The organism is Streptomyces sp. BK239 (assembly GCF_004217285.1).
Classification (GTDB): Bacteria; Actinomycetota; Actinomycetes; order Streptomycetales; family Streptomycetaceae; genus Streptomyces.
Map to the genome: position 1 here is coordinate 734,029 of NZ_SHKS01000002.1, position 21,787 is coordinate 755,815.

General features: G+C 69.8%; 17 protein-coding genes. 2 read left to right on the forward strand and 15 right to left on the reverse strand.

The window, feature by feature from the left end; genetic code table 11:
• Position 1: 1 nt before the first annotated feature.
• The 7 genes from EV567_RS09135 to solA all read right to left on the reverse strand — a co-directional run bounded on the left by EV567_RS09135 (position 2) and on the right by solA (position 7,800).
• Positions 2-1,453 carry an NAD-dependent succinate-semialdehyde dehydrogenase gene (locus EV567_RS09135; RefSeq protein WP_130438144.1) on the reverse strand — a complete coding sequence of 484 codons (1,452 nt, stop codon included), beginning with the start codon at positions 1,451-1,453 and terminating at the stop codon, positions 2-4.
• A 41-nt stretch (positions 1,454-1,494) separates the two neighbouring features.
• Positions 1,495-2,775 (reverse strand): FAD-binding oxidoreductase, encoded by a 1,281-nt coding sequence (locus EV567_RS09140; protein ID WP_130438145.1) that lies wholly within the window; start codon positions 2,773-2,775, stop codon positions 1,495-1,497.
• A 258-nt stretch (positions 2,776-3,033) separates the two neighbouring features.
• The gene (locus EV567_RS09150; protein ID WP_130438146.1) at positions 3,034-3,801 is read right to left on the reverse strand and encodes an amino acid ABC transporter ATP-binding protein; all 768 of its coding nucleotides are present in this window, start codon (positions 3,799-3,801) and stop codon (positions 3,034-3,036) included.
• Complete coding sequence (locus EV567_RS09155) at positions 3,798-4,715, reverse strand: amino acid ABC transporter permease (protein ID WP_130438147.1); 918 nt, start codon at positions 4,713-4,715, stop codon at positions 3,798-3,800. The genes EV567_RS09150 and EV567_RS09155 overlap by 4 nt, the downstream gene beginning before the upstream one ends.
• 43 nt (positions 4,716-4,758) lie before the next feature.
• Positions 4,759-5,682: an ABC transporter substrate-binding protein gene (locus EV567_RS09160; RefSeq protein WP_242620727.1), complete on the reverse strand. Its 924-nt coding sequence runs from the start codon at positions 5,680-5,682 to the stop codon at positions 4,759-4,761.
• Positions 5,683-5,859: 177 nt separating this feature from the next.
• Positions 5,860-6,540 carry a haloacid dehalogenase type II gene (locus EV567_RS09165; protein WP_130438149.1) on the reverse strand — a complete coding sequence of 227 codons (681 nt, stop codon included), beginning with the start codon at positions 6,538-6,540 and terminating at the stop codon, positions 5,860-5,862.
• 123 nt (positions 6,541-6,663) lie between these two features.
• Positions 6,664-7,800: an N-methyl-L-tryptophan oxidase gene (gene solA, locus EV567_RS09170; RefSeq protein WP_130438150.1), complete on the reverse strand. Its 1,137-nt coding sequence runs from the start codon at positions 7,798-7,800 to the stop codon at positions 6,664-6,666.
• 276 nt (positions 7,801-8,076) lie between these two features.
• On the opposite strand from solA, the gene EV567_RS09175 reads away from it, so the two are divergent.
• Positions 8,077-9,699 (forward strand): PucR family transcriptional regulator, encoded by a 1,623-nt coding sequence (locus tag EV567_RS09175; protein ID WP_130438151.1) that lies wholly within the window; start codon positions 8,077-8,079, stop codon positions 9,697-9,699.
• 153 nt (positions 9,700-9,852) lie between these two features.
• Here the strand turns inward: EV567_RS09175 and EV567_RS09180 are convergent, their stop codons facing one another.
• The 3 genes from EV567_RS09180 to EV567_RS09190 form a co-directional block, all read right to left on the reverse strand.
• Positions 9,853-10,911 (reverse strand): tartrate dehydrogenase, encoded by a 1,059-nt coding sequence (locus EV567_RS09180; protein WP_130438152.1) that lies wholly within the window; start codon positions 10,909-10,911, stop codon positions 9,853-9,855.
• A 73-nt stretch (positions 10,912-10,984) separates the two neighbouring features.
• Positions 10,985-11,857: a LysR family transcriptional regulator gene (locus tag EV567_RS09185; protein WP_130438153.1), complete on the reverse strand. Its 873-nt coding sequence runs from the start codon at positions 11,855-11,857 to the stop codon at positions 10,985-10,987.
• Positions 11,858-12,081: 224 nt separating this feature from the next.
• Positions 12,082-13,350 (reverse strand): aspartate aminotransferase family protein, encoded by a 1,269-nt coding sequence (locus EV567_RS09190; RefSeq protein ID WP_130438154.1) that lies wholly within the window; start codon positions 13,348-13,350, stop codon positions 12,082-12,084.
• 226 nt (positions 13,351-13,576) lie between these two features.
• On the opposite strand from EV567_RS09190, the gene EV567_RS09195 reads away from it, so the two are divergent.
• A complete protein-coding gene (locus tag EV567_RS09195) occupies positions 13,577-15,286 on the forward strand; it encodes a PucR family transcriptional regulator (RefSeq protein WP_130438155.1) in 1,710 nt (569 codons plus the stop codon).
• A gap of 573 nt (positions 15,287-15,859) precedes the next feature.
• On the opposite strand, the gene EV567_RS09200 is transcribed toward EV567_RS09195, so the two are convergent.
• The 5 genes from EV567_RS09200 to EV567_RS09220 all read right to left on the reverse strand — a co-directional run bounded on the left by EV567_RS09200 (position 15,860) and on the right by EV567_RS09220 (position 21,779).
• Positions 15,860-16,990 (reverse strand): XdhC/CoxI family protein, encoded by a 1,131-nt coding sequence (locus EV567_RS09200; protein ID WP_130438156.1) that lies wholly within the window; start codon positions 16,988-16,990, stop codon positions 15,860-15,862.
• 149 nt (positions 16,991-17,139) lie between these two features.
• On the reverse strand, positions 17,140-19,335 hold the full coding sequence (locus tag EV567_RS09205; RefSeq protein WP_130438157.1) for a xanthine dehydrogenase family protein molybdopterin-binding subunit: 2,196 nt from the start codon (positions 19,333-19,335) through the stop codon (positions 17,140-17,142).
• A complete protein-coding gene (locus EV567_RS09210) occupies positions 19,332-20,312 on the reverse strand; it encodes a xanthine dehydrogenase family protein subunit M (RefSeq protein WP_130438158.1) in 981 nt (326 codons plus the stop codon). Before EV567_RS09210 ends, EV567_RS09205 begins: the two co-directional genes overlap by 4 nt.
• Positions 20,313-20,319: 7 nt before the next feature.
• Positions 20,320-20,970 carry a (2Fe-2S)-binding protein gene (locus EV567_RS09215; RefSeq protein ID WP_130438159.1) on the reverse strand — a complete coding sequence of 217 codons (651 nt, stop codon included), beginning with the start codon at positions 20,968-20,970 and terminating at the stop codon, positions 20,320-20,322.
• A 395-nt stretch (positions 20,971-21,365) separates the two neighbouring features.
• Entirely contained in the window at positions 21,366-21,779 is a 414-nt protein-coding gene (locus tag EV567_RS09220) for a cupin domain-containing protein (RefSeq protein ID WP_130438160.1), read from the reverse strand.
• Between the last annotated feature and the right edge of the window lie 8 nt (positions 21,780-21,787).

Sequence of the window (21,787 nt, forward strand, 5' to 3'; positions counted from 1 at the left end):
GTCAGGCTCCGACGGGGACGGCCATGTACTTGTACTCCAGGAACTCGTCGATGCCGACGCGTCCGCCTTCGCGGCCCAGGCCGGACTGCTTGACGCCGCCGAAGGGCGCGGCGGGGTTGGAGACCAGTCCGGTGTTGATGCCGATCATGCCGCTTTCGAGACGTTCCGCGACACGCAGGGCGCGGTCGAGGTTCTGGGTGAACAGGTAGGCCGCCAGGCCGAATTCGGTGTCGTTGGCGGCGGCGACGGCCTCGTCCTCGGTCTCGAAGGCGCGGATCGCGGCGACGGGGCCGAAGATCTCGTTGTCGATGATCGCGGAGTCGGGTGCGATGCCGGTGAGGACGGTGGGCGGGTAGAAGCAGCCCGGTCCTTCGGGGAGTTCACCGCCGGTCAGAACGGTGGCACCGCGCTTGACGGCGTCCTGCACCAGATCGTGCGCCTTGCTGCGGCCGGCGACGTCGATGAGGGGGCCGACGTCGGCGCCGGGTTCGGTGCCGGGCCCGACGGTGAGGGCGGCCATGCGGGCTGCGAGGCGCGAGGCGAACTCCTCGGCGACGGAGGTGTGGACGAGGATGCGGTTGGCCGCACAGCAGGACTCGCCCATGTTGCGCATCTTGGCGACCATGGTGCCCTCGACGGCGGTGTCGAGGTCGGCGTCGTCGAAGACGATGAGGGGGGCGTTGCCACCCAGTTCCATGGAGGTGCGGATGACGGTGTCGGCGCACTGGGCCAGCAGGATCCGCCCGACCTGGGTGGAGCCGGTGAAGGAGAGCTTGCGGATCCTCCCGCCGCGAAGGAGGGGTTCGACGACGCCGGCGGCGTCGGAGGTGGTGACGATGTTCAGCACCCCGGCCGGCAGGCCCGCTTCGGTGAGGATCTCCGCCAGTGCGAGGCTGGTCAGGGGGGTCTGGGGGGCGGGTTTGAGGACGATGGTGCAGCCGGCGGCGACGGCGGGGCCGATCTTGCGGGTGCCCATCGCCAGGGGGAAGTTCCAGGGGGTGATGAGGAGGCAGGGGCCGACGGGCTGACGGGTGACCAGCAGACGGTTCCTGCCGTCGGGTGCGGTCATCATGCCGCCGTCGACACGGACGGCTTCTTCGGAGAACCAGCGGAAGAACTCCGCGCCGTACGCCACTTCGGCACGCGCCTCGGCCAGGGGCTTGCCCATCTCCAGGGTCATCAGCAGCGCGAGGTCCTCGGTGCGCGCGATGATGATGTCGTAGGCGCGGCGCAGGATCTCACTGCGCACGCGCGGCGGGGTGGCGGCCCAGGCGGCCTGCGCGGCGACCGCCGCATCGGCGGCACGGCGGCCGTCGGCGGGTGAGGCGTCGGCGACCTGGCACAGTTCCTCGCCGGTGGCCGGGTTGTCGACGGACAGGGTCCGGCCGGACTCCGCGTCCTGCCAATCGCCGCCGATGAACAGCTGCTTGGGAACATCACGGACGACAGTCATCGTGGGTATCTCCTTGTAGGTGTAGAGAGGCTGCCGACCGGTCAGCGGATGCGGTCAAGCGTCTTGTAGTAGGCGCCCGCGAAGGGCAGGAACCAGGCAGTGCCGTTGTAGAGGGGGATGCGCGGTGGGGCGATGCCGCGGACGGGGCTGACCTCGGGGTGGCCGTCCATCACCTCGGCCATGACCTGCCCCATGTGGGTGGCCATCTGCACGCCGTGGCCGGCGTATCCCATGGAGTAGTGGACGCCGTCCTCGGTCTGCCCGGCGTGCACGATGCGGTCCATGGCGAAGCCGACGGAGCCGCCCCACACGTACTCGATCCTGGTGCGGGAAAGCTGGGGGAAGATCCCGCACATCTCACGGAACAGAACGGCCCCGCTCTTCTTGTCCGAGGTGGGGTCGGACGGGGCGAAACGGGCGCGGCCGCCGAACAGCAGCCGGTTGTCCGGGGTGAGCCGGAAGTAGTGGCAGACCTTGTTGGAGTCGACGATGAGGCGGGCCTTGGGGATGATGTCCCGGGCGAGCCCCTCGCCGAGCGGCTCGGTGACGATGATGAAGCTGCCCACGCAGACCTGCTGTCGGCGCAGCCACGGGAAGTTCCTGTCGGTGTAGGCGTCGGTGGCCATCATGACCTGCCCGGCACGGATGACGCCGCGCTCGGTGCTGACCTCGAACCGGCCGGCGGCGGTACGCCGCACGCCGATGGCCGCGTTGCGCTCGTGGATCTCGACACCGGTGCGCTCGCACGCCTCGGCCATACCGCGCACGAAGCGGCCGACGTGCAGGGCCGCGCTGAACGGGTCGAGCAGGCCGCCGTGGTAGGCGTCGGATCCGATCTCGGAACGCAGCTCGGCCTTGCCGATCAGAGTGGTCTCGTGGCCGAAGTGCTTGGCCAGGAGGCGCTGTTGTGTCTTCTTGCTCTCGAAGTGGGCGGGGCGGGAGGCGACACCCAGGCGTCCGACGCGGCGGAACTGGCAGTCGATGGACTCCTCGTTCACGAGCCGCTCGACGGTGTCCACGGCCTCGCCGTAGGAGTTGTAGATCTCGCGGGCCCGTTCGAGTCCGTAGCGGCGGATGGCCTGGCCCACGCCGATGGTGAAGCCCAGGTTGGCCATGCCGCCGTTGCGGGCGGAGGCACCGGAGCCGATCTGGCCCTTTTCCACGAGGGTGACGCGGGCGCCCTTGCGGGCCGAGTGCAGGGCGGTGGACAGACCCGTCAGGCCGGCGCCGACGACCACCAGGTCGGTGTCCTCGGTCAGTGGCTTGCCGGATCGGTCGGGAAACGCCCCGGCGGTTTCTATCCAGTAGGGAATCGTCTTCATGTCGGGTCCTTAGCGGGGAGTTTCGAAGGGGGCGCGGCCGGGCGGCACCAGGGCCCGGTCGACGGCGATGTCAATCGCGAGGGCGAGTACGCCAGGGCGATGAGGACCGCGCTGTCGGCTGTGACGGTCGGGGTGACGTCAAGACGGCGAGCGTTGGAGACCAGGACCGGCAGGGCTCGGGTGTCGCGTTCACCGCAGTCGGTCAGCGTCTCCTCCAGCCTTGCTGCCGGAGCCGCTGCCACCTGTCGGTGCCGCCGGCTACAGCACCCTTTCGAGGAAGGCCTGGGTTCGTTTCTCACGGGGGTTGGCCAGCACTTCGCGGGCGTCGCCGCGCTCGACTGCGATGCCCTCGTCCATGAAGAGCACCTCGTCGGCGACCTCGCGGGCGAAGCCCATCTCGTGGGTGACGAGGAGCATGGTCATTCCGTTGCCGGCGAGGTCGCGCATGACGGCGAGTACTTCACCCACGCGCTCGGGGTCCAGCGCGCTGGTGGGTTCGTCGAACAGCATGATGGTGGGCTCCATCGCCAGCGCGCGGGCGATGGCCACGCGCTGCTGCTGACCGCCGGAGAGTTGAGCGGGGTACTTGTGGCCACATCCCTTGAGGCCGACCTTGGCCAGCAGCTCCTGTGCCTGCTCCCGGCAGGTGGCGCGGTCCTTCTTCTGCACCAGCACCGGTCCGGACATGACATTGCTTTCGGCGGTCATGTTCGGGAACAGGTTGAACTGCTGGAACACCATGCCTATACGGGCCCGCTGCTCGGCCAGCCGCTGCGGGCGGACGGCGTGGTACGCGTCGTCCTTCTCGACGTAGCCGAAGTCCTCTCCATTGACTCGCAGGACCCCGCGGTCGACGGTCTCCAGGCCGTTGACACACCGCAGCAGTGTCGATTTGCCCGATCCGCTCGGTCCGATGATGCAGGAGATCTCCCCGGCCGCGACGGTCAGGTCGATGTCACGCAGGACCTGGTGACGTCCGAAGCTCTTGCACAGCTTGCGTGCGACGATCGTTCCGTCGGCGTTCACAGCAGGGACTCCCTCGTGGTGGGAACTGGCTGGCCCGCCCCCGGCTCGGCCGACGTGGCGGCCGGGGTCAGCCGCGCCCGGGTCGAGCGGGAGAAACGGCGCTCGATCATGGACTGCGGCACGCTCAGCACCAGCGTCATGATCAGATACCAGAGGCTGGCCACGATCAGCAGCGGAATCGTCTGGTAGTTGCGTGCGTAGATCGACTGTGCGCTGTTCAGCAGGTCGGCGACGCCGAGCACGCTCACGAGCGAGGTCTCCTTGAGCATGCCGATCACCTGGTTGCCGGTGGCCGGGATGACCGCCGGCATGGTCTGCGGGATGATCACATGCCGGAGCTTGGTGAACCCCGACATGCCCAAGGACTCCGCCGCCTCGTGCTGTCCGCGACTGACCGAGGCGAACCCGCCGCGGATGATCTCGGACATGTAGGCGGCCTGGTTGAGCGTCAGCCCCACGACGGCCGCGGTCATCGGCGTCATGATCGCGTTCACGTTCACCGGCGTGGAGATGTCGGTGAACGGGATACCGATCGAGAGGTGCGGGTACAGCGCCGCGATGTTGAACCAGAAGACCAGCTGCACGAGCACCGGGGTGCCACGGAAGAAGGTGATGTAGAGCTGCGCCAGCCCGGAGACGGGCCGCTGGTGCGACATGCGCATCACCGCCAGCACCAGCCCGAGCAGCGTGCCCAGAGCCATGCTCGCCGCGGTCAGGAGGAGCGTGATCAGCAGGCCGTCGAGGATGGTCTGGGTGGTGAAGTAGCTGAACACCACCGGCCAGCGATAGTTCTCGTTCGTCACCGCGGTCCACACCAGACCGGCGACGATCGCGATCGCGACGGCCCAGGCGACGTAGTCGCGCGGCCGTTTCGGCGTGATCCGCTTCTTTTCTTCGGCCAGCAGTGGTGACACCGGTCGGCTCCTGGTCTTCGTACCGATCAGATCCGTGGACATGTCAGTCCTGCGGGACGGCCATGGCCGCTGTCTTGATCCCGAGGTCTTTGAGACCCCAGCGGCCCAGCGCCTCGGTGTACTTGGGGTCGTCGATGATCGACTGAATGGCAGCCTGCACCGCGGGGGTCAGCGGCGAATCCTTCTTCAGCGCGACGGTCGCGGGCTTGGTGGCCACCAGAGGCTTGAGGACGTCGAACGTCTCGGGCTGCTGCGCGGCCGCCCACTCGAGCGAGATGAAGTCGTACATCACCGCGTCGATCCGCTTGGAGACCAGCTGGGTCAGAGCGTCGTTCACACTGGGCAGGCTCACCGACTTGATGGCCGGCTTGCTCTTGCTCGTACAGTCCTGCTTGGACAACTGGGGCAGCCACTGGAGCTCCGCGGTGCTGCCGGAGGGGACGGCGACGCGGTGCCCGCACAGCGTGTGGGTGCTCAGCTTCTGCGGGTTGCCGTAAGGGACGGACACCCCGGTCCCGGAGTTGACGTAGTCGACCATGTCGAGCACCTTCAGCCGGTCGCTGGTGGCGCCCATGGTGGAGGCGGTGAAGTCGTACCGATCGGCCTGCAGTCCGGTGATGATGGTGTCGAACTTGACGTTGTTGATCCGGAGTTTCAGGCCGAGCTTGGCGGCGATCAGCCGGGCCATGTCCGGGTTGAACCCGATCGGGGTCTTGTTGTCCGATGCCATGAACGTGGTGGGCGGGTACGACAGGTCCATGGCCACGGAGAGCGTGTCCTTGGCCTTCACCGCCGCGGGCAGCAGCTTCACCGCGTTCCGGTCCGGCTTCACGCCCACCGAGATGTCGTCGGTGTGCTCGGCCGACGAGCCGGCTCCCCCGCCCTGCGCCGTGCCCTTCGCCCCCGCGTTCTGCGCGGTGCCGGTCGCCCCGCACGCGGCGAGCGTGAGGGCCAGGGCGGTGGTCACGATCGGGATGCTCAGGTGTCTGTTGACCTGCATCGCGGCGCCAACGGCGCCTGCGGTGCGGAGTACGTTTCTGCGGCCTGTCCGGTTGGTTTCCATGGCGGTGCCTCCTGGGGATACGGGGAATCCGTGATGCGGGGACGACGTGCTGATCGGAGGGGGGCGGGTGCGCGCCGCGCGTCAGATGCCCAGCATCTGGTTGAGCTCGTCCAGGGACTTGACGGTCACGTAGTCGTAGCCGTGGGTGACCGGGTCGCAGCCGCGGTCCAGCAGGACGAGGTTGCGGAAGCCCATGTCGTGCATCGGCATCAGGTCGTAGCGGGTGTGCGAGGAGACGTGGACGAAGTCCTCGGGGGACGCGTCGAGCTGGTCGAGCATGTACTCGAACGCGGCGTAGCGGGGCTTGTAGTAGCCGGCCTGCTCCGCGGTGAAGACCGCGTGGAAGTCCGCCCCGAGCCGGGGCACGCTCTCGGCGAGGAAGGAGTCGTCGGCGTTGGAGAGGATCACCAGCTTGTGGTTCTCGCCCATCTTCTTCAGGGGTTCCGGCACGTCGGCGTGCGGGCCCCAGCTGCGCACGCCGTCGGCGAGCCGCTTGCCCGCGTCCGGGGCCGCCTTGATGCCCCACTTGCGGCAGACCCGCTCGAAGGCGGCCTGCAGCGTCTGCTCATAGGGGTAGTACTTGTCGAGGACCGAGTCGTAGCGGTAGCCGCGGAACTCCTTGACGAACTGGTCCCAGTGCTCGGCCGGGATCTGGTCGCCGACGAGTTCACGCGTGATGGGGGTCATCGGCCACTCGATCAACGTGCCGTAGCAGTCGAACGAGACGTACTTCGGGCGGAACTGGAACGAGGGAATGGGCATGGAGGTGCTCACTTTCTTGCGTCGGGGGCCGGTCAGGGCCGGCGCGGACTCTCTTGGACATGCCCATGACAGAGCTGTCGGGAGTGGGGAGCAGGGGGCGATGACGTCGACCATCGCCGGGGATCAGGCGGCGCCGACTCCTGCCGCAGCAAGGAAGTCGACAGGGTGCTCCGTGGTGCCGTCGAGCGCCAGGTCGGCGGCGATCTCTCCCATCGCGGGCGAGAACTTGAAACCGCTGCCGGAGAACCCGGCCATGACGACGATGTCGTCCTCGCCGGGGAGATGGCCGACGATCGGGTTTCCGGACTCCGTGTAGCCCTCCATGTAGGCCGACGTCCTGATGGGGTCGGGGTTCAGGTCGGGCATGAGTTCACCGATGAGCTCGCGGAAGACACCGAGCTCTTCGGGGCGGACGGTACGGTCGAGCCGATCGGGCTCGGGCACCGGCGCATGGTATTTGAAGGAGAGACCGAGCTTGACGGAGATGCCGTCGGGCGACGGGATCCCGAAGCAGTCGTGGGGTGCGGCGCGCACGAAGGGAGGGGCACCGCCCGCGAACCAGTCGTGGCGGGTGGGCAGGTGCCAGGAGCAGACCACCCGGCGGACGTCGACGGTCCGGGGGAGGTACGGGAGCAGGGTGTTGATCCAGGGGCCCACGGTCACCACGGCGGCGTCCACGTGGTCCGTGCCCAGGTCGGTGACGACCCGTACCCCGCCGCCCGCCGCGGGGACGACCTCGCGCACCGTGGTGTAGCGGTGCAGCCGGGCGCCCAGGTGCTCGGCACGGGCGGCGGCGGCCTGGATCGACGCCTCCGGCCTGATGACGGCGCCCAACCGGTCGAGGACGGCGGTGTGTCCGTCCGGGAGCCGGTACTGCGGATAGCGGCGGGCAAGTTCCTCCCGGTCCAGGACCTCGTGATCCAGCCCGTGCGCGGCGCTGGTGGACAGGAGGAGGCGCATGGACGGTGAGGAGGCCTCCCCCATCACCAGGCTGCCGCTGCGACGTCGCAGCGACCGGCCGGTCTCCGCCTGGAGCTGCTCCCACATCCGGTCCGCCAGCCGCAGCAGCGGAATGTACGCGGGCTCACCAAGGTGGGCGGCTCGATAGATGCGGCTCTCGCCCCCGGCCGCGCCTCGGTCGTGACCCGGTGCGTAGCGGTCGTAGCCGATGACCTCGGCTCCGCGGGCGGCCAGTCGCCACATGGCCTGGCTGCCCATGCTGCCGGCACCGATCACGGCGACGCGCTTCGGAATGCGCATGAGATCGCTCCACTCGATGGTGTGGTCTGGGTGGAAGTGGCCCCAGCACGCTGCGGATACCGCGCGGACCTTCGCAGTCGGGATCCTGCTGGGGATGGCGTTCACTTTCCGCCCCGCGGAACCAGCAGGTCAACCCACACTGTGTTCCGCTTCGGGGCCTTCTCGAGACGGTCTGTCACTGCGGACGACCGGACTGCCGAAATGACGGCCCGCCTCTTGTCACGATGAGTGGCCGGTGCGAAGGTGAGCCCGATTGCCTCGGACGAAAGACCCACTATGCCGCCCAGACACCATGCAACCGGGCACTTCCCCACCCTTGGGGAGGTATTGGGCCTCCCCGTGCTCGCCGAAGGAATGCCGCGCGTGCTGGCCGGCGAGTCGCAACTGGACAGCCCGGTGCGCTGGGTGCATGTCACCGAGCTGCTCAACCCCGCAGACTTCCTGGAGGGCGGCGAGCTGATCCTGACGACCGGCGTGCCGCATCCAGAGGACGCCTCCGAGCTGCGCGGATACGTCGACCAGCTCGCGGACGTCGGCGCGGCCGGCCTGATCGTGGAGCTCGGTTACCGGTACCAGAAGGTGCCCCCGGAGCTGGTGGCGGCGTGCCGCGCTCGTGACGTGCCGCTGGTCGAGCTGGCCCGGGGCGTCCGGTTCGTCGACGTCACGCAGACGGTGCACGCGCTCATCCTGGACGCCCAGGGGGCCCTCCTGCGCCGCGGACGGGACATCCAGGACATCTTCACCGCTCTGACGCTGCGGGGCGCGGACCCCGAGGAACTGGTGCACACCACCGCGGAGCTCACCGGAGCCCCCGTGGTGCTTGAGGATCTCACCCACCGGGTCCTGATGTGCGAGCTGCTCGGCCGGCCGTACGAGCCGGTGGTGTCGGCTTGGTCGCGGCGTTCCCGGGCCGCCCCGACGCCGCAGAGGATCACGCCGAGCGGCCCGGAGGGGTGGCTGATCGCGCCGGTGCAGGACCACCACGGCCCGTGGGGGCGGCTGGTCCTGCTGGAGGACCGGCTGAGCGCCGAGCCTGACCCGGAGCACGTCCTGGTGCTGGAGCGCGCGGCGGTCGCGCTGACCATGGCGCGTCTGGCGGGGCAGGCCTGGTGGGAGCGCCGGGCCCACCGCTCCGTGCTGCGGGACCTGTCCGAACGGCGTTTCCGCTCCCCCGCGGACGCCCGCGCCCGCGCCGAGGCACTGGGACTGCCCACCCTCGGGCACCGCCTCTTCGCCGTGGTCATCCGCCACCCGTACACCGGCGCCGAGGGGGAGCACCTCGACGAACGGATCGCGAAGGCGCTGACGCACACCGGTGTCCGCGCCCTGGTCGGCGAGACGGCCCCGGGCCGCATCGGTGTCCTCATGGCTCTGGCACAGGCGAGCGCCTGGCAGCCGGTCGCCGAGCGGATCGGCCGCCTGACCCGGGAAGAGCTCGGACCGCGGGCAGTCGTCGCCGTCGGCCCCGGGGTGACCGACCTCGGCGGGATCGCCCGCTCGTGGCAGGAGGCGGAGCAGACGGCCGAGGCCATCACACCGGCCTCCCCGGAGCGGTGGTTCTACGTCCCCGCCGACGTCCGGCTGCCGGAGTTGCTGGGCGTCCTGCGGGAGGACACCCGTCTTCAGCGGTACGCGGAACGGCAACTGACCCGCCTCATCGAGCACGACGACCGCAACGGCGGCGATCTGCTCCCGGCACTGCGCGCCTATCTGGCGGCGGCCGGGAACAAGTCGGTCGCGGCGAAACGCGCCGGCATGTCCCGGCAGGCGTACTACCAGCGCCTGCACACCATCGAGCGGATCCTCGGCTGCGACCTGGAATCAGGTCTGGAGCGCACGTCCCTGCACGTCGCGGTGCTGGTTCTGGACGCGGGAGAAGCAGTTGTTCCCGGCGTGTGAGAAGAACGCAGACCGCAACCCGCGTCGCCCTGCGGCGACCGGTGTCCGGGGAGACGGTCGTGCACCGGGGCGGCTCAGCAAGGGCGGAGGGCGCGCGGTAGTCGACCGGTGGGCGGCGCGTCGTCCCTGCCGCCCACCGGGGAAGAACACGGCTCAGAGGAGCTCGATCAGCCTGTCGGTGAACTCGGCGGTGGTCGCGGATCCGCCCAGGTCGCGGGTGCGGGTGTCGGTCTTGGCCAGCACCGAGGCGATCGCGTCCGTGATGTCCCTGGCCGCGGCTGCATGGCCGAGGTGGTCGAGCATCATGGCCGCGGACCAGATCGCACCCAGCGGGTTGGCGATGCCCTGGCCCGCGATGTCGGGCGCGGAGCCGTGTACCGGCTCGAACATCGAGGGGAACTCACCCTCGGGGTTGAGATTGGCCGCCGGGGCGACGCCGATCGATCCGGCGACCGCGGCCGCGAGGTCGCTGAGAATGTCGCCGAAGAGGTTGGAGGCGACGACGACGTCGAAGCGGGCGGGGTCCAGGACGAACTTGGCCGCCAGCGCATCGATGTGCTCCTGGTCCCAGGTGACGCCGGGGTGTTCGGCGGCCCGCTCGGCGATCAGCTCGTCCCAGAACGGCATGGTGTGAATGATGCCGTTGGACTTGGTGGCGGAGGTGAGCTTCCCTCGGCGGCGGGCGGCGAGCGAGAACGCGTAGTCGGCGACACGGGTGACCCCGGCCCGGGTGAACACCGATTCCTGGACGGCCAGCTCCTCGGCCGTGCCCTGGTTCAGCCGTCCGCCGATCTCGCTGTACTCGCCCTCGACGTTCTCCCGCACGACGACGAGATCGACCTCGCCCGGCTGCGCGCCGCGCACCGGACTGTCGATGCCCGCGAAGACACGGACGGGCCGGAGGTTGACGTACTGGCGGAAGCTGCGCCGTATCGGGATCAGCAACCCCCACAGCGAGACATGGTCCGGGACCCCCGGGTAGCCGACGGCGCCCAGCAGGATCGCGTCCTTGTCGCGCAGCTGGTCGATCCCGTCGGCGGGCATCATCGCGCCCTCCCGCAGGTACCGCTCGCACGACCAGTCGTACGACGTGTAGGACAGGCTGAAACCGTGGCGGCGGCCGAGAACATCGAGCACCCGCTGTGCTGGGGGCAGTACCTCGGCGCCGATGCCGTCGCCGGGGATCAGGGCAATGCGGTGGTTCGTCGTCATGCCGTCAATTGCAGCAAGGCGGTCCGCGGGGCGTCCAAGACGCAAAGCGGATATCCCTTATAAGCGGCGCCTATCAGCTGTCGGCGGCCGTGAGGAACGCGGCGGCTGCCGGCGACAGGCTGCCGCGTCGGCTGACGAGAGCGATGTCCAAGGTGGTCTCCGGCTCGATGTCCAGGACGCGGGCGCCCAGCCGCCGGGCGAGGTCCCGCCAGGAATCCATGACCACGGCGAGGCCGACACCGGCCAGTACCAGGGGCATGAGCGACACCCGGTGCTCGGTCTCGGCGGCGACGGTGAACTCGATGCCCTGGTCCCGCAGCGCGTCGACGTAGGCGCGCATCCCGGTACCCGGCTGCCCGACGATCAGCCGCCGTCCTGCGAGTTCCTGGCACTCCACCGCCGTCCGACCAGCGAACGGGCCGTCGGCCGGCACCATCAGAACGAAGCGCTGCCGCCCCAGCGCATGGGAGACGACCTCCTTGTCGGAGAGCGGCCCGGCGGACGCCAACAGGCCCAGTTCCACGGCACCCGTGCGCACCATGTCGATCACATCACGCGCGGTGAACGCCGCTTTGATGGCCACGGAGACGCCCGGATACCGGTGGCTGAAGGCGCTCACCAGACTCGTCAGCGGCTCCACCGCCTGCGACGGCACGGATGCCACGTCCAGGCGCCCCTCTCGAAGCTCGTGCACCGCCGCGACACTCGCCCGCGCCGTCTCCAGACTCCGCACGGCCTCCCGGGCAGGCTCGATCAGAGCCCTTCCGGCCTCCGTCAGCACTGCCCTACGCCCGATGCGATGGAACAACTCGGAACCGAGATCACGCTCCAGTGCCCGCACGGCCTGCGAAAGCGACGGCTGCGACACGTACAGAGCCGAGGCCGCACGGTTGAACCCCCCACGATCAACGATCGCAAGGAAGTACTCCAGCTGCCGAATGTCCATGACGCACCCTCTGCCCTCAACAAAGCAGCCGACGACTCGATGGTCCCGACCATGGTTGCGTGAAGGACAGCCTCGACGAAGCACGGACCCCCGATGCAGTGACCGTTTCTGTCCCGGGCCGCGACGGGTCCGCATGGGGGACGACGAGCACCTCAATCAGCTGTGACCGTGCTTCGGCGGCAGGCCGGTGCGGCTGGAAAGGACGGCGCCCCGGCCCGACCACGTCATCGCCGCGCCGCTCCCGACGTGCCGGCCTCCACCGCGGCCGCCCATGCCTGGAGTCCCTGGTCCACCGCCGTCTCGTCGATCACCAGGGCCGGGATCATCCGCACAACCTGGTTCCAGGCGCCGCACAGAAGCAGGAGCAGGCCCTGGTCGACAGCGGCACGCTGCACGCGGGCGGCAGTCTCGGGGTCCGGACCGCCGTCCTCGGTGACGAACTCGGTGGCGAGCATGAGCCCGAGGCCGCGTACGTCGCCGATGCCCGCGGTCCGGTCGGCCACCGCCTCCAGGCCCTGGCGAAGGCGCTTGCCCATCGCCTCGGCGTTCTCGACGAGCTTCTCGTCGCGGACGATGTCGAGGGTGGCGCAGGCCGCGGCGCAGGCGACGGCGTTGGCGCCGTAGGTACCGCCCTGCGATCCCGGCCACGCCTTGGCCATCAGCGCCTCGGAGGCGGCGATACCCGCCAGCGGGAAGCCGCTGGCCAGGCCCTTCGCGGTGACGAGGATGTCGGGTGTGACGCCGAAGTGCTCGTGTCCCCAGAACCGGCCGGTGCGGCCCACTCCGGTCTGCACCTCGTCGAGGACCAGCAGGAAGCCGTGCCGGTCGGCTCGTTCCCGCAGCCCCTCCAGGAAGGCGCGGGTCGCGGGCACGTACCCGCCCTCGCCGAGCACCGGCTCGACGATGACGGCGGCCGTGTCAGCAGGCGAGGAGATCGTCTGGAGTGTGTAGTCCAGCTCCTGCAGGGCGAATCGTGTCGCGGTCTCCTCGTCCCAGCCGTAGCGGAAGGCCGAAGGGAAGGGAGTGACGACGACACCGCTCATCAACGGGGAGAAGCCGGACCGGAAGCGGGTGCCGGAGGTCGTCATCGAGGCGGCGGCCACCGTACGGCCGTGGAAGCCACCGTGACAGACCAGGATGTTCGGCCGACCGGTGGCCTGCCGGGCCAGCCGCAGCGCCGCCTCCACCGCCTCGCTGCCGGAGTTGGTGAAGAACAGGCTGTCGAGTCCCTCGGGCAGGACCTCGCCCAGCTTGCCGACAAGGCGCTGCAGGGGCTGGTGCATGACTGTCGTGTACTGGCCGTGGACGAGGGTGCCCACCTGTTCCCGGGCTGCCGCCACGACCTCGGGGTGGCAGTGCCCGGTGCTGGTCACGCCGATACCGGCGGTGAAGTCGAGGTAGCGGCGGCCGTCATCACCGTAGAGGTGGACGCCCTCTCCCCGTACCGCCACCACGGGCGTGGCCTGGCGAAGGTGCGGCGACAGTGCAGTCATGTTCGTCTCCCGGCGGGTCGTCGGTCTGGCTCCGGTCCGGTCGAGCATCTCCACGTTCCTCGACGACGCCAACGCCCGATCTGTCCGACCGCGCCGCGGCATCTGGACGTTGTGTCAGCCGCACCGGGCACCATGCCCCGCTCATCCTGCTCACAGCGGCCCTTTCAGAGCTCTTGCGCAGGTCAGTGAGGCTTGTCAAGGTGACGGAGCACCAAGGGAGAGCCCCATGCGCGAGAAGCACCACACGGCCCATAGGCCCGTCACCGACGGTCTTGACACCTCCCTGGCAGGCCCGGACACGGCCACCGCCGGCCATCCGCTCACCGTGGCCGACGTTCTGACCCTTCCCGTCCTGTCCGCCGGGCAGCCGCAGGTCGTCACCGGAGCAGACCTGCTCGACCGCCCCGTCCGATGGGTTCACATGACCGAGCTGACCGATCCTGCCTCTTTCCTCAAGGGCGGCGAGCTCGTACTGACCACCGGTATGCCCCTGCCCGAGGAGCCGGCCGGTGTACGCCGCTATGTGAACGAACTCGCCGACGTCGGGGCGGCGGCCTTGGTCATCGAACTGGTCCGCCGTTACCACCGCCCGCCGGACGCCCTGGTTCATGCCTGCCAGGCCCGCGGGCTCCCCCTCGTGACCCTGGCCAAGGACGTCAACTTCCTTGAGGTCACACAGGTCGTCCACGCTCTCATCCTCGGCAACCAGGCCGAGGAGATGCGCCGGACCCAGCGCATTCACGAGGCGTTCACCGCCCTCACCCTGCGCGGCGCCGCGCCCGAGGAGGTCGTACGTGCCGCCGCCGAGATGAGCGGCCACACCGTCGTACTGGAGAACCTGGCCCACCAGGCACTGATCTGCGCGCCCTCCGCAGGCACGGTCGAGGCAGCGCTCAGCGACTGGGAAAAGCGCTCACGAGCGACACCTCCCGCCGGTCACGCATCCGTGTCCGGACCGGACGGCTGGCTCGTGACAACCGTGGAGTACCAGGGCGAAAGCTGGGGCCGGGTGGTCATGCTGCCCGCCCCGTCACGCGTGGTCATGCCGCCCGCCCCCTCACGCCCACCCACCTCGACATTCGACCCCACGGCTGTGACGGTCCTGGAGAGAGCTGCGATGGCCCTCACCATCGCCCGCGTCATCCAGCCCGTGCCCTGGGAACGCACCGCACACCGCAATCTCCTGCGCGACCTCGTCGGACGACGTCACCACTCTCCTACGGACGCCGATGCCCGGGTCGCCGCACTGGGTCTGTCCACCAAGGACTGCAGCTTCGCGGCCGTGCTCGCGGACCTCCCTCAGGAGACCGACGCGACGAAATGCGAGGCACTCCTCTGCGAAGAGCTGAGGAAGCAGGGGACACAGGCCCTCGTCGGCGCCCTCGGCCCCACGCGCCTCGGCATCCTGCTGCCCCTGCGCCCCGGCCGGCCCTGCCCACCCGTGGTCGAGCACCTGAGCCGCACCGTACTCGAGTTGGCGCCGGGGGCCACCGTCAGCGCAGGCAGCGAGGCGACGAACCTCTTCGATGTCGCCCGATCCTTCCGCGAGGCGACCCGCGTCACCGAGGCCACCGAGCCCGGCCAGCCGCTCCCGCCGGGACGCTCCTACCACAAGCCGTCCGACATCGGCCTGCGCCGCCTGCTCTTCGCGCTCCGGGAGGACACCCGGATCCAGGACTTCACCGAGCGCCGGCTCAGCCGGCTCCTCGACCATGACGCCCGCCACGGGACGGACTTGCTGACGACCTTGCGCCACTACCTTGACGCGGCAGGCAACAAGACCCTGGCAGCCCGCTCCGGCTGTCTGTCCCGCGAGACCGTCTACCAACGTCTGCGCAGCATCGAGCGGATACTCGACTGCGATCTCGAGTCCGGCGAACACCGCACCGAACTGCACGTGGCACTCACAGCGCTCGACGTCCTACGGGCCAGGTGAGCCGGAAGGCGAAGCGGTCCCCGCACATGACGCGTGGACCGCGGTCTCTTCGGTCGGCCTCAAGCGCCCTCGACAGGGTCGAGCGGACCGGTCCGCGACATCGCGCGCAAGGACATCGTTGCTGGTCCCGGGTCGGGCTGCCGTGGTGGCGACCCCGCGATCATGTCGGCACGACCCGCCCGCACCTTGGGAAATCAGAAGAGCAGCAAGTCAGGCACCCTTGCCCGCGGGCTCCAGGATCGCCACGCACTCCACGTGATGCGTCATCGCCAAGATGTCGGCTTGAACGGGTCTCGGAAAAGGCCAGGTCAGAGCACTTTTATCCGCTCGCTGTGCCGCCTGCGGGAGCCCAGAGCGGCAAGCGAGCGTCACGAGGTACAGCACGTCCCTCCTCTCCGGGACGGAACAGGCCGCCACGACCGACTGCCCCGGCACGACCCGTCGGCACGGCAGGCATGCCTCCGGTGAAGCCGTAACCCCTGCGCTCCGTCGAGAACGCCTGGGCCTCGGTTCTTCCAGGCCGACGGCTGCTTGCAGAGGGACGGTGAGCCCTTGTCGGTTCGTGAGGCCGGCCTACCGGTGGTCCGCAGACTCCGACGGCCGGTGGATCGGGCCGGTGATCTGGGTCAGTGGCCGACCCGTGCCGTGGTTGGACTGGGCGATGATCTCCGCGGTGATGGAGACGGCCGTCTCCTCGGGTGTGGAGGCTCCAAGATCGAGGCCGATGGGGGAACGCAGCCGGGTCAACTGGTCCTCCGTGACGCCCTGCTCGCGCAGGAGGCGCAGGCGCTCGTCGTGACTGCGTCGGGAGCCCATGGCCCCGACGTAGGCGACGGGCAGGTCGAGGGCCAGGCGAAGCAGCGGGATGTCGAACTTGGCGTCGTGGGTGAGGACGCATACGGCGGTGCGCTCGTCCACGCCGGTGCGTTCCAGGTAGCGGTGGGGCCAGTCGACGACCACTTCGTCCGCGTGCGGGAAGCGGGCGGGAGTGGCGAAGACGGGGCGGGCGTCGCAGACGGTGACGTGGTAGCCGAGGAAGCGGCCGGCCCGGCTGAGGGCTGCGGCGAAGTCGACGGCACCGAAGACCAGCAGGCGCGGCCGGGACGCATGGACGTGGACCAGGACGGACAGCCGTTCGGGGCATTCGTCTGCCTGCCCGCCGGTGTCGATGCGGACGGTGCGGCCCGCCCGCAGCAGGGCCCTGGCCCGGTCGGCCACAGCCCGGTCCGCCGGACCGCCGTCGACGCGCCCGTATGCGGCATGGCCGCCGCCGAGCACGCTCAGCGTGGAGCCGAGGAGGCGCTCCGGGCCGTCCACGACCTGTGCCACGGCGACCGGTCGCCCTTGAGCGATCTCGGAGAGGGCCGTGGACACGTGCGGCTGGGCTGCGGGATCGATGCGCTGGAGGAAGACGTCGAGTTCGCCGCCACAGGTCAGACCGACGGCGAAGGCGTCGTCGTCGGAGTAGCCGAACCGGGCCCGCTGCGGAGTGCCCCGGTCACGGAGCACCTGCCGACACAGCTCGTAGACCGCTCCCTCGACGCAGCCACCGGAGACGCTGCCCACGGCGTTGCCGTCCTCGTCCACCGCTACCGACGTACCGACCGGCAGAGGGGCGCTGCCGTGCACGCCGACGACGGTGGCCAGGGCGAAGGGGCGCGCCTCGCGGCACCAGCGGTGCAGTGTGTCCGCGATGTTCAGCATGGCAGTTCTCCATGGCGGGACCAGGATCGGAAGGTGAACGGGCCGCCGCCGCGACGCGGGGAAACGTCAGGCGGCGGCCCTGGGAAGTCCGGCAGCCGGACGGGGCAGGCTGCCGGACGAGCGGTGTGCAGCCCGCCGCAAGGCATGGATCAGAGCAATGCCTCGGCGGTGATGGGCAGTTCGCGGACGCGGCGACCGGTGGCGTTGAAGACCGCGTTGGCGATGGCGGGCGCCACGCCGATCATCACGAGCTCTCCGAGGCCCTTGACGCCGAGCGGGTCGGCCTCGCGATCCTCTCCGTCCAGGTAGATCGCCTTGAGGTCGGGGATGTCGGCGTTGACGGGGACGAGGTAGTCGGCGAGGTTGGCGTTGACGATCCGGCCGTCGCGGTGGTCGGTGACCGTGTGCTCCAGCAGGGCCGTTCCGATGCCGCCGACCATGCCGCCGAGGGCTTGGCTGTCGGCGAGCTTGGGGCTGATGATGCGGCCCGCGTCGTACACGCCGAGCACCCGCCGTACCCGCACCAGGCCCAGGGTGGCGTCGACGGCCACTTCGGCGAACGTCGCGTTGTAGCCGTAGAAGGAGTGCCGCTCCGGGCCCGACGGCGGGGCGAAGGAGCCGTCCGCTTCCAGGTGGGTGCGGTCGTTGCGGGCGAGCAGCCGCCGGTACGTCTCCCCGCGCGTGGGATCGTTCTTCACGTGCAGTCGGCCGTTGTGTACGACGACATCGTCCGCCCGTGTCCCGTACAGCGGTGATTCGCGGTCCTCGACGGCCAGTTCGATCGCCTGGCGACGGACCTTGTCGCAGGCGTCGAGGGTGGCGGAGCCGACGCTGGCCATGGTCATCGAGCCGCCGTGCGGTGGGGTCGGCGGGTAGAGGGAGTCCCCGAGCCGGAAGGTGACCGTGCGCACGGTCAGCCCGAGGGCGTCGGCGGCGACCTGGGTCTGGGAGGTGTACGTGCCCGGTCCCATGTCAGTCGCGGCGGCATCCACCACGGCGGTGCCGTCGGCGTCCAAGCGGGCTCGCGCCTGGGCGGGCATGCGCGCGGTGTCGTAGACGCCGGCGGCCATGCCCCTGCCGATCAGCCAGTCCCCCTCACGCGTCGAGCGGGGCCTGGGGTTGCGGCGGTGCCAGCCGAACTCCCGGGCACCGACGGTGTAGCACTCCCGCAGCCGGCGGGTGGAGAACGGCAACCCACTCGACTCGTCCTCGTTCGGCTCGTTGCGCCGACGCAACTCGATCGGATCGACGCCGAGTTTGTGGGCGAGCTCGTCCATGGCCGACTCGATGACGAAGGAGGCCGTCTGGAAGCCGGGCCCGCGCATGTACAGCGGCGTGGGCAGGTCCAGCGGCACCGTCCGGTACCTCTGGGTCACGTTGGGCATGCTGTAGAGCATCTGCCCGGCCGCCAGGATGGACTCGGTGAACGTCTCGTACGACGACGTCTCGGCGTCCAGCTCGTGCGCCGCGGCGGCCAGACGGCCACGCCGGTCGCTGCCCAGGCGCAGGCGGTACTCGTACGAGGGCCGGAAACCGGTCCCGAGGTACATCTGCTTGCGGCTGAGGACCAGCTTGACCGGGCGCTTCGTCACACGGGCGGCCAGCGCGGCGACAACCACGTGCGGCCAGCAGCGCAGCGCTGAGCCGAAACCGCCGCCGACGAACGGCGAGATGACGCGCACCGCGTCCATGTCCAGGCCGAACACCGCAGCAAGTTCGGTCTGCGTTCCCACCACCCACTGGGTCTTGTCCCACACGGTGAGTCTGTCGCCGTTCCAGCGGGCGATGGTGGCGTGCGGCTCCATCGGGTTGTGGTGGTTGCGGGCCGTGCGGTATGTCAGGTCCAGCCGTACGGCCGCCGAGCGCAGGGCCGCTTCGGCGTCGCCGCGCGCGTAGTCGGTCGGCTCGTCCGGTTCGGCCTCGGTCAGGTCGGTCGAGGATTGTTCGGCGTCGTAGCCGACCTTGACGAGGCTCGCGCCGTGCTGGGCGGCCTCCAGCGTGGTGGCGACCACGACGGCGACCGGCTGGCCGTGGAAGAGCACCCGGTCGTCCTGGAAGACCCGCAGCCTGCGTCCTGGCGGGTTGTTGGAGCCGGAGTTGTCGCGGTACGGCAGCTTCGGCGCGTTGCGGTGGTGGATCACCTTCAGTACGCCCGGAAGGGCTTCGGCGGCGCCGCTGTTGATCGACATGATGCGGCCGAGGCCGATGGCCGCGTCGACGATGACGGCGTGAACGGCCCCGTCGACATTGTGCTCGGCGGCGTACAGCGCCTGTCCGGTGACCTTGAGCCGACCGTCCACCCGGGACAGCGGCGCACCCACGGCTGCCTGCGGCTGGGGGCTCATTTGGTACCTCCTACGACACGCAGCTGACGTTCTACAGTGCGCTTGAGCAGCTCGACCTTGAACCGGTTGTGCTGAAGGGGACGGGCGCCGTCCGCCGCCTTGGCGGCAGCGGCCGACCAGAGGGCCCCCGAGGGGCGTTCACCGACGAGGTGCTGCTCGACGGCGGGCAGTTTCCAGGGCACGGTGCCCACTCCCCCGGCGGCGGCCTTGGCCCCGCGGATCACCCCACCGCGTACGTGCAGCGCGACGGCCGCCGACGTCAGGGCGAACTCGTAGGACTGCCGGTCACGCACCTTGAGGTAGCCGGACCTGAGCGGGCACGGAAGTGCGGGGATCTCGACAGCAGTGATCAACTCACCTTTACGCAGGGCCTGTTCGCGTTGAGGAGTGCTGCCTGGCCTCAGATGGAAGTCGGCGAAGGGGACTTGGCGTGCTCCGTCCGGGCCCAGCAGGTGCACTCGGGCCTCCAGGGCGGCGAAGGCCACGGCCGCGTCGGACGGGTGCGTGGCCACGCAGGCGTCGGAGGTCCCGAGGATCGCATGGGTGCGGTTGAAGCCGTGCAGTGCGGCGCAGCCCGAGCCGGGCTCACGCTTGTTGCAGGCGGCGGTCACGTCCCGGAAGTACGTGCAGCGGGTGCGCTGCATGATGTTGCCGCCGATGGTGGCCATGTTCCGCAGCTGGGCCGACGCGCTCAGCTCCAGCGCCTCGGAGATGACGGGGTACAGGGTGCGCACCTTGGGGTGGGCGGCGGCCTCGGACATAGTCACCAGAGCGCCGATACGCAGGCCCCCGCGCTCGGTGACGGTGACCTCACGCAGCGGCAGGCCGGTGATGTCGACCAGGGTCTCGGGGCGTTCGACGGTCTCACGCATGAGGTCGACGAGCGTGGTGCCGCCGGCGATGTAACGGCCGCCACGTCGGCCGGCGTTGAGCGCCTCACGGGTGTCGGACGCCTTGGCGAAGGCAAAGGGATACATCACGCCCTCACTTCCGGTCGGCGGTCTGCCCGACCGCGCGCACGATTTTGACGTAGCAGCCGCAGCGGCAGATGTTGCCGCTCATCCACTCGCGGATCTCCTCCGGCGAACCGGTATGACCTTCCTGGATGCAGCCGACGCCGGACACGATCTGTCCGGGGGTGCAGTAGCCGCACTGGAAGGCGTCCTGGTCGATGAACGCCTGCTGCAGTGGGTGGAGTTGATCGCCCTCGGCCAGGCCCTCGATCGTCGTGACCTCAGCGCCTTCCAGACGCACCGCGAGCGTCAGGCAGGCGTTGTGCCGCTGCCCGTCGACCAGGACGGTGCACGCCCCGCAGGCCCCGGCGTTGCAGCCCTTCTTCGAGCCTGTGAGGCCGAGGTGCTCACGGAGCAGGTCCAGCAGCGAGGTGCGGTTGTCGACCGTCACGGTCCGGCGGGTGCCGTTGACCGTCAGGGAGACGCGACTGGAGGGCGGCGCCTCGGCAGCGCTCACCTCCTGCGCGTCGGCGAAGATCGTCCCGCCGATCACACCGCCCGCGACCACGGCACCGCCGACCGCGGTGCCGGTGGCGATGAACGTGCGCCGACTGGGCGCCGGGGAGGACTCGTCGGCTCCGGTGGGGGGAGGAACGTCGAATTCAGGGAGTTCAGCAGACATACGCACGCCTTCGCATCACGGACGGATCCGTCGTGCACGACAGAGGGACAGCAGGCGGGATCGTCGCCACCACGGGCATCGGTGACCGCTCTCCTCGACAGGGGGCTGGTCTCGCGGGAAGTCTTGCACCACCGGCAACCCTCGTGGCAGGGAGACTTTCCTCCCCCTTTACGCTCCGTCAGGAGCGAGTGGCCCACGTCATCGCGGGCACTTGGGCGCGGGGCGAGGCGGACAGAACCGCGTCGCCTCCCCGCTTATGGGTGCGTCCGCGTCGCTCACCACGTCGTCGCGTGTGACGGGCTGATCGTCTGCTCCGAGCAGGTCGCCGACACGGCCCCTCCCCCAGGACACCGGACATCCGGTGTCGGCCCGGGGTGAGTGATCGAGGGGCGGGGTTACTGGTTGCGGGTGCGGAGGCCGTTGTACTGCTGGTCGGTGACCGGCTCGGCCCAAGCGGTCTCGGGGGTGTCGTCGCCCGTGCCCTCCCACAGGGCGATGTGCTCCATGAACCGGTCGGGGGCGGCGCCGTGCCAGTGTTCCTCCTTCGGCGGGCAGGCGACGGTCTCGCCGGGGTGGGCCTCGAAGACCGTGCCGTCCCGGGTGCCGATCAGGGCGATGCCGGAGACCACGTGCAGAGTCTGGCCCAAGGCATGGGAGTGCCAGTTCGTGCGGGCGCCCGGCGAGAAGCGGACCAGGTTGGCGCGCATCCGAGACGGGGCCTGGCCGGCCACGATGACGTCCCACCACACGTCGCCGGTGAACCAGTCCGCCGGGGCCTTGCTGCTGGGCTGCTGCTTGATGAATTCCATGGTGTCTC

What these genes read in the sequence shown, in the direction of transcription:
- EV567_RS09135 (WP_130438144.1), bottom strand. Translation starts at nt 1,453, where the DNA reads ATGACTGTCGTCCGTGATGTTCCCAAGCAGCTGTTCATCGGCGGCGAT.
- EV567_RS09140 (WP_130438145.1), bottom strand. Translation starts at nt 2,775, where the DNA reads ATGAAGACGATTCCCTACTGGATAGAAACCGCCGGGGCGTTTCCCGAC.
- EV567_RS09165 (WP_130438149.1), bottom strand. Translation starts at nt 6,540, where the DNA reads ATGCCCATTCCCTCGTTCCAGTTCCGCCCGAAGTACGTCTCGTTCGAC.
- solA (WP_130438150.1), bottom strand. Translation starts at nt 7,800, where the DNA reads ATGCGCATTCCGAAGCGCGTCGCCGTGATCGGTGCCGGCAGCATGGGC.
- EV567_RS09175 (WP_130438151.1), top strand. Translation starts at nt 8,077, where the DNA reads ATGCCGCCCAGACACCATGCAACCGGGCACTTCCCCACCCTTGGGGAG.
- EV567_RS09180 (WP_130438152.1), bottom strand. Translation starts at nt 10,911, where the DNA reads ATGACGACGAACCACCGCATTGCCCTGATCCCCGGCGACGGCATCGGC.
- EV567_RS09185 (WP_130438153.1), bottom strand. Translation starts at nt 11,857, where the DNA reads ATGGACATTCGGCAGCTGGAGTACTTCCTTGCGATCGTTGATCGTGGG.
- EV567_RS09190 (WP_130438154.1), bottom strand. Translation starts at nt 13,350, where the DNA reads ATGACTGCACTGTCGCCGCACCTTCGCCAGGCCACGCCCGTGGTGGCG.
- EV567_RS09195 (WP_130438155.1), top strand. Translation starts at nt 13,577, where the DNA reads ATGCGCGAGAAGCACCACACGGCCCATAGGCCCGTCACCGACGGTCTT.
- EV567_RS09200 (WP_130438156.1), bottom strand. Translation starts at nt 16,990, where the DNA reads ATGCTGAACATCGCGGACACACTGCACCGCTGGTGCCGCGAGGCGCGC.
- EV567_RS09205 (WP_130438157.1), bottom strand. Translation starts at nt 19,335, where the DNA reads ATGAGCCCCCAGCCGCAGGCAGCCGTGGGTGCGCCGCTGTCCCGGGTG.
- EV567_RS09210 (WP_130438158.1), bottom strand. Translation starts at nt 20,312, where the DNA reads ATGTATCCCTTTGCCTTCGCCAAGGCGTCCGACACCCGTGAGGCGCTC.
- EV567_RS09215 (WP_130438159.1), bottom strand. Translation starts at nt 20,970, where the DNA reads ATGTCTGCTGAACTCCCTGAATTCGACGTTCCTCCCCCCACCGGAGCC.
- EV567_RS09220 (WP_130438160.1), bottom strand. Translation starts at nt 21,779, where the DNA reads ATGGAATTCATCAAGCAGCAGCCCAGCAGCAAGGCCCCGGCGGACTGG.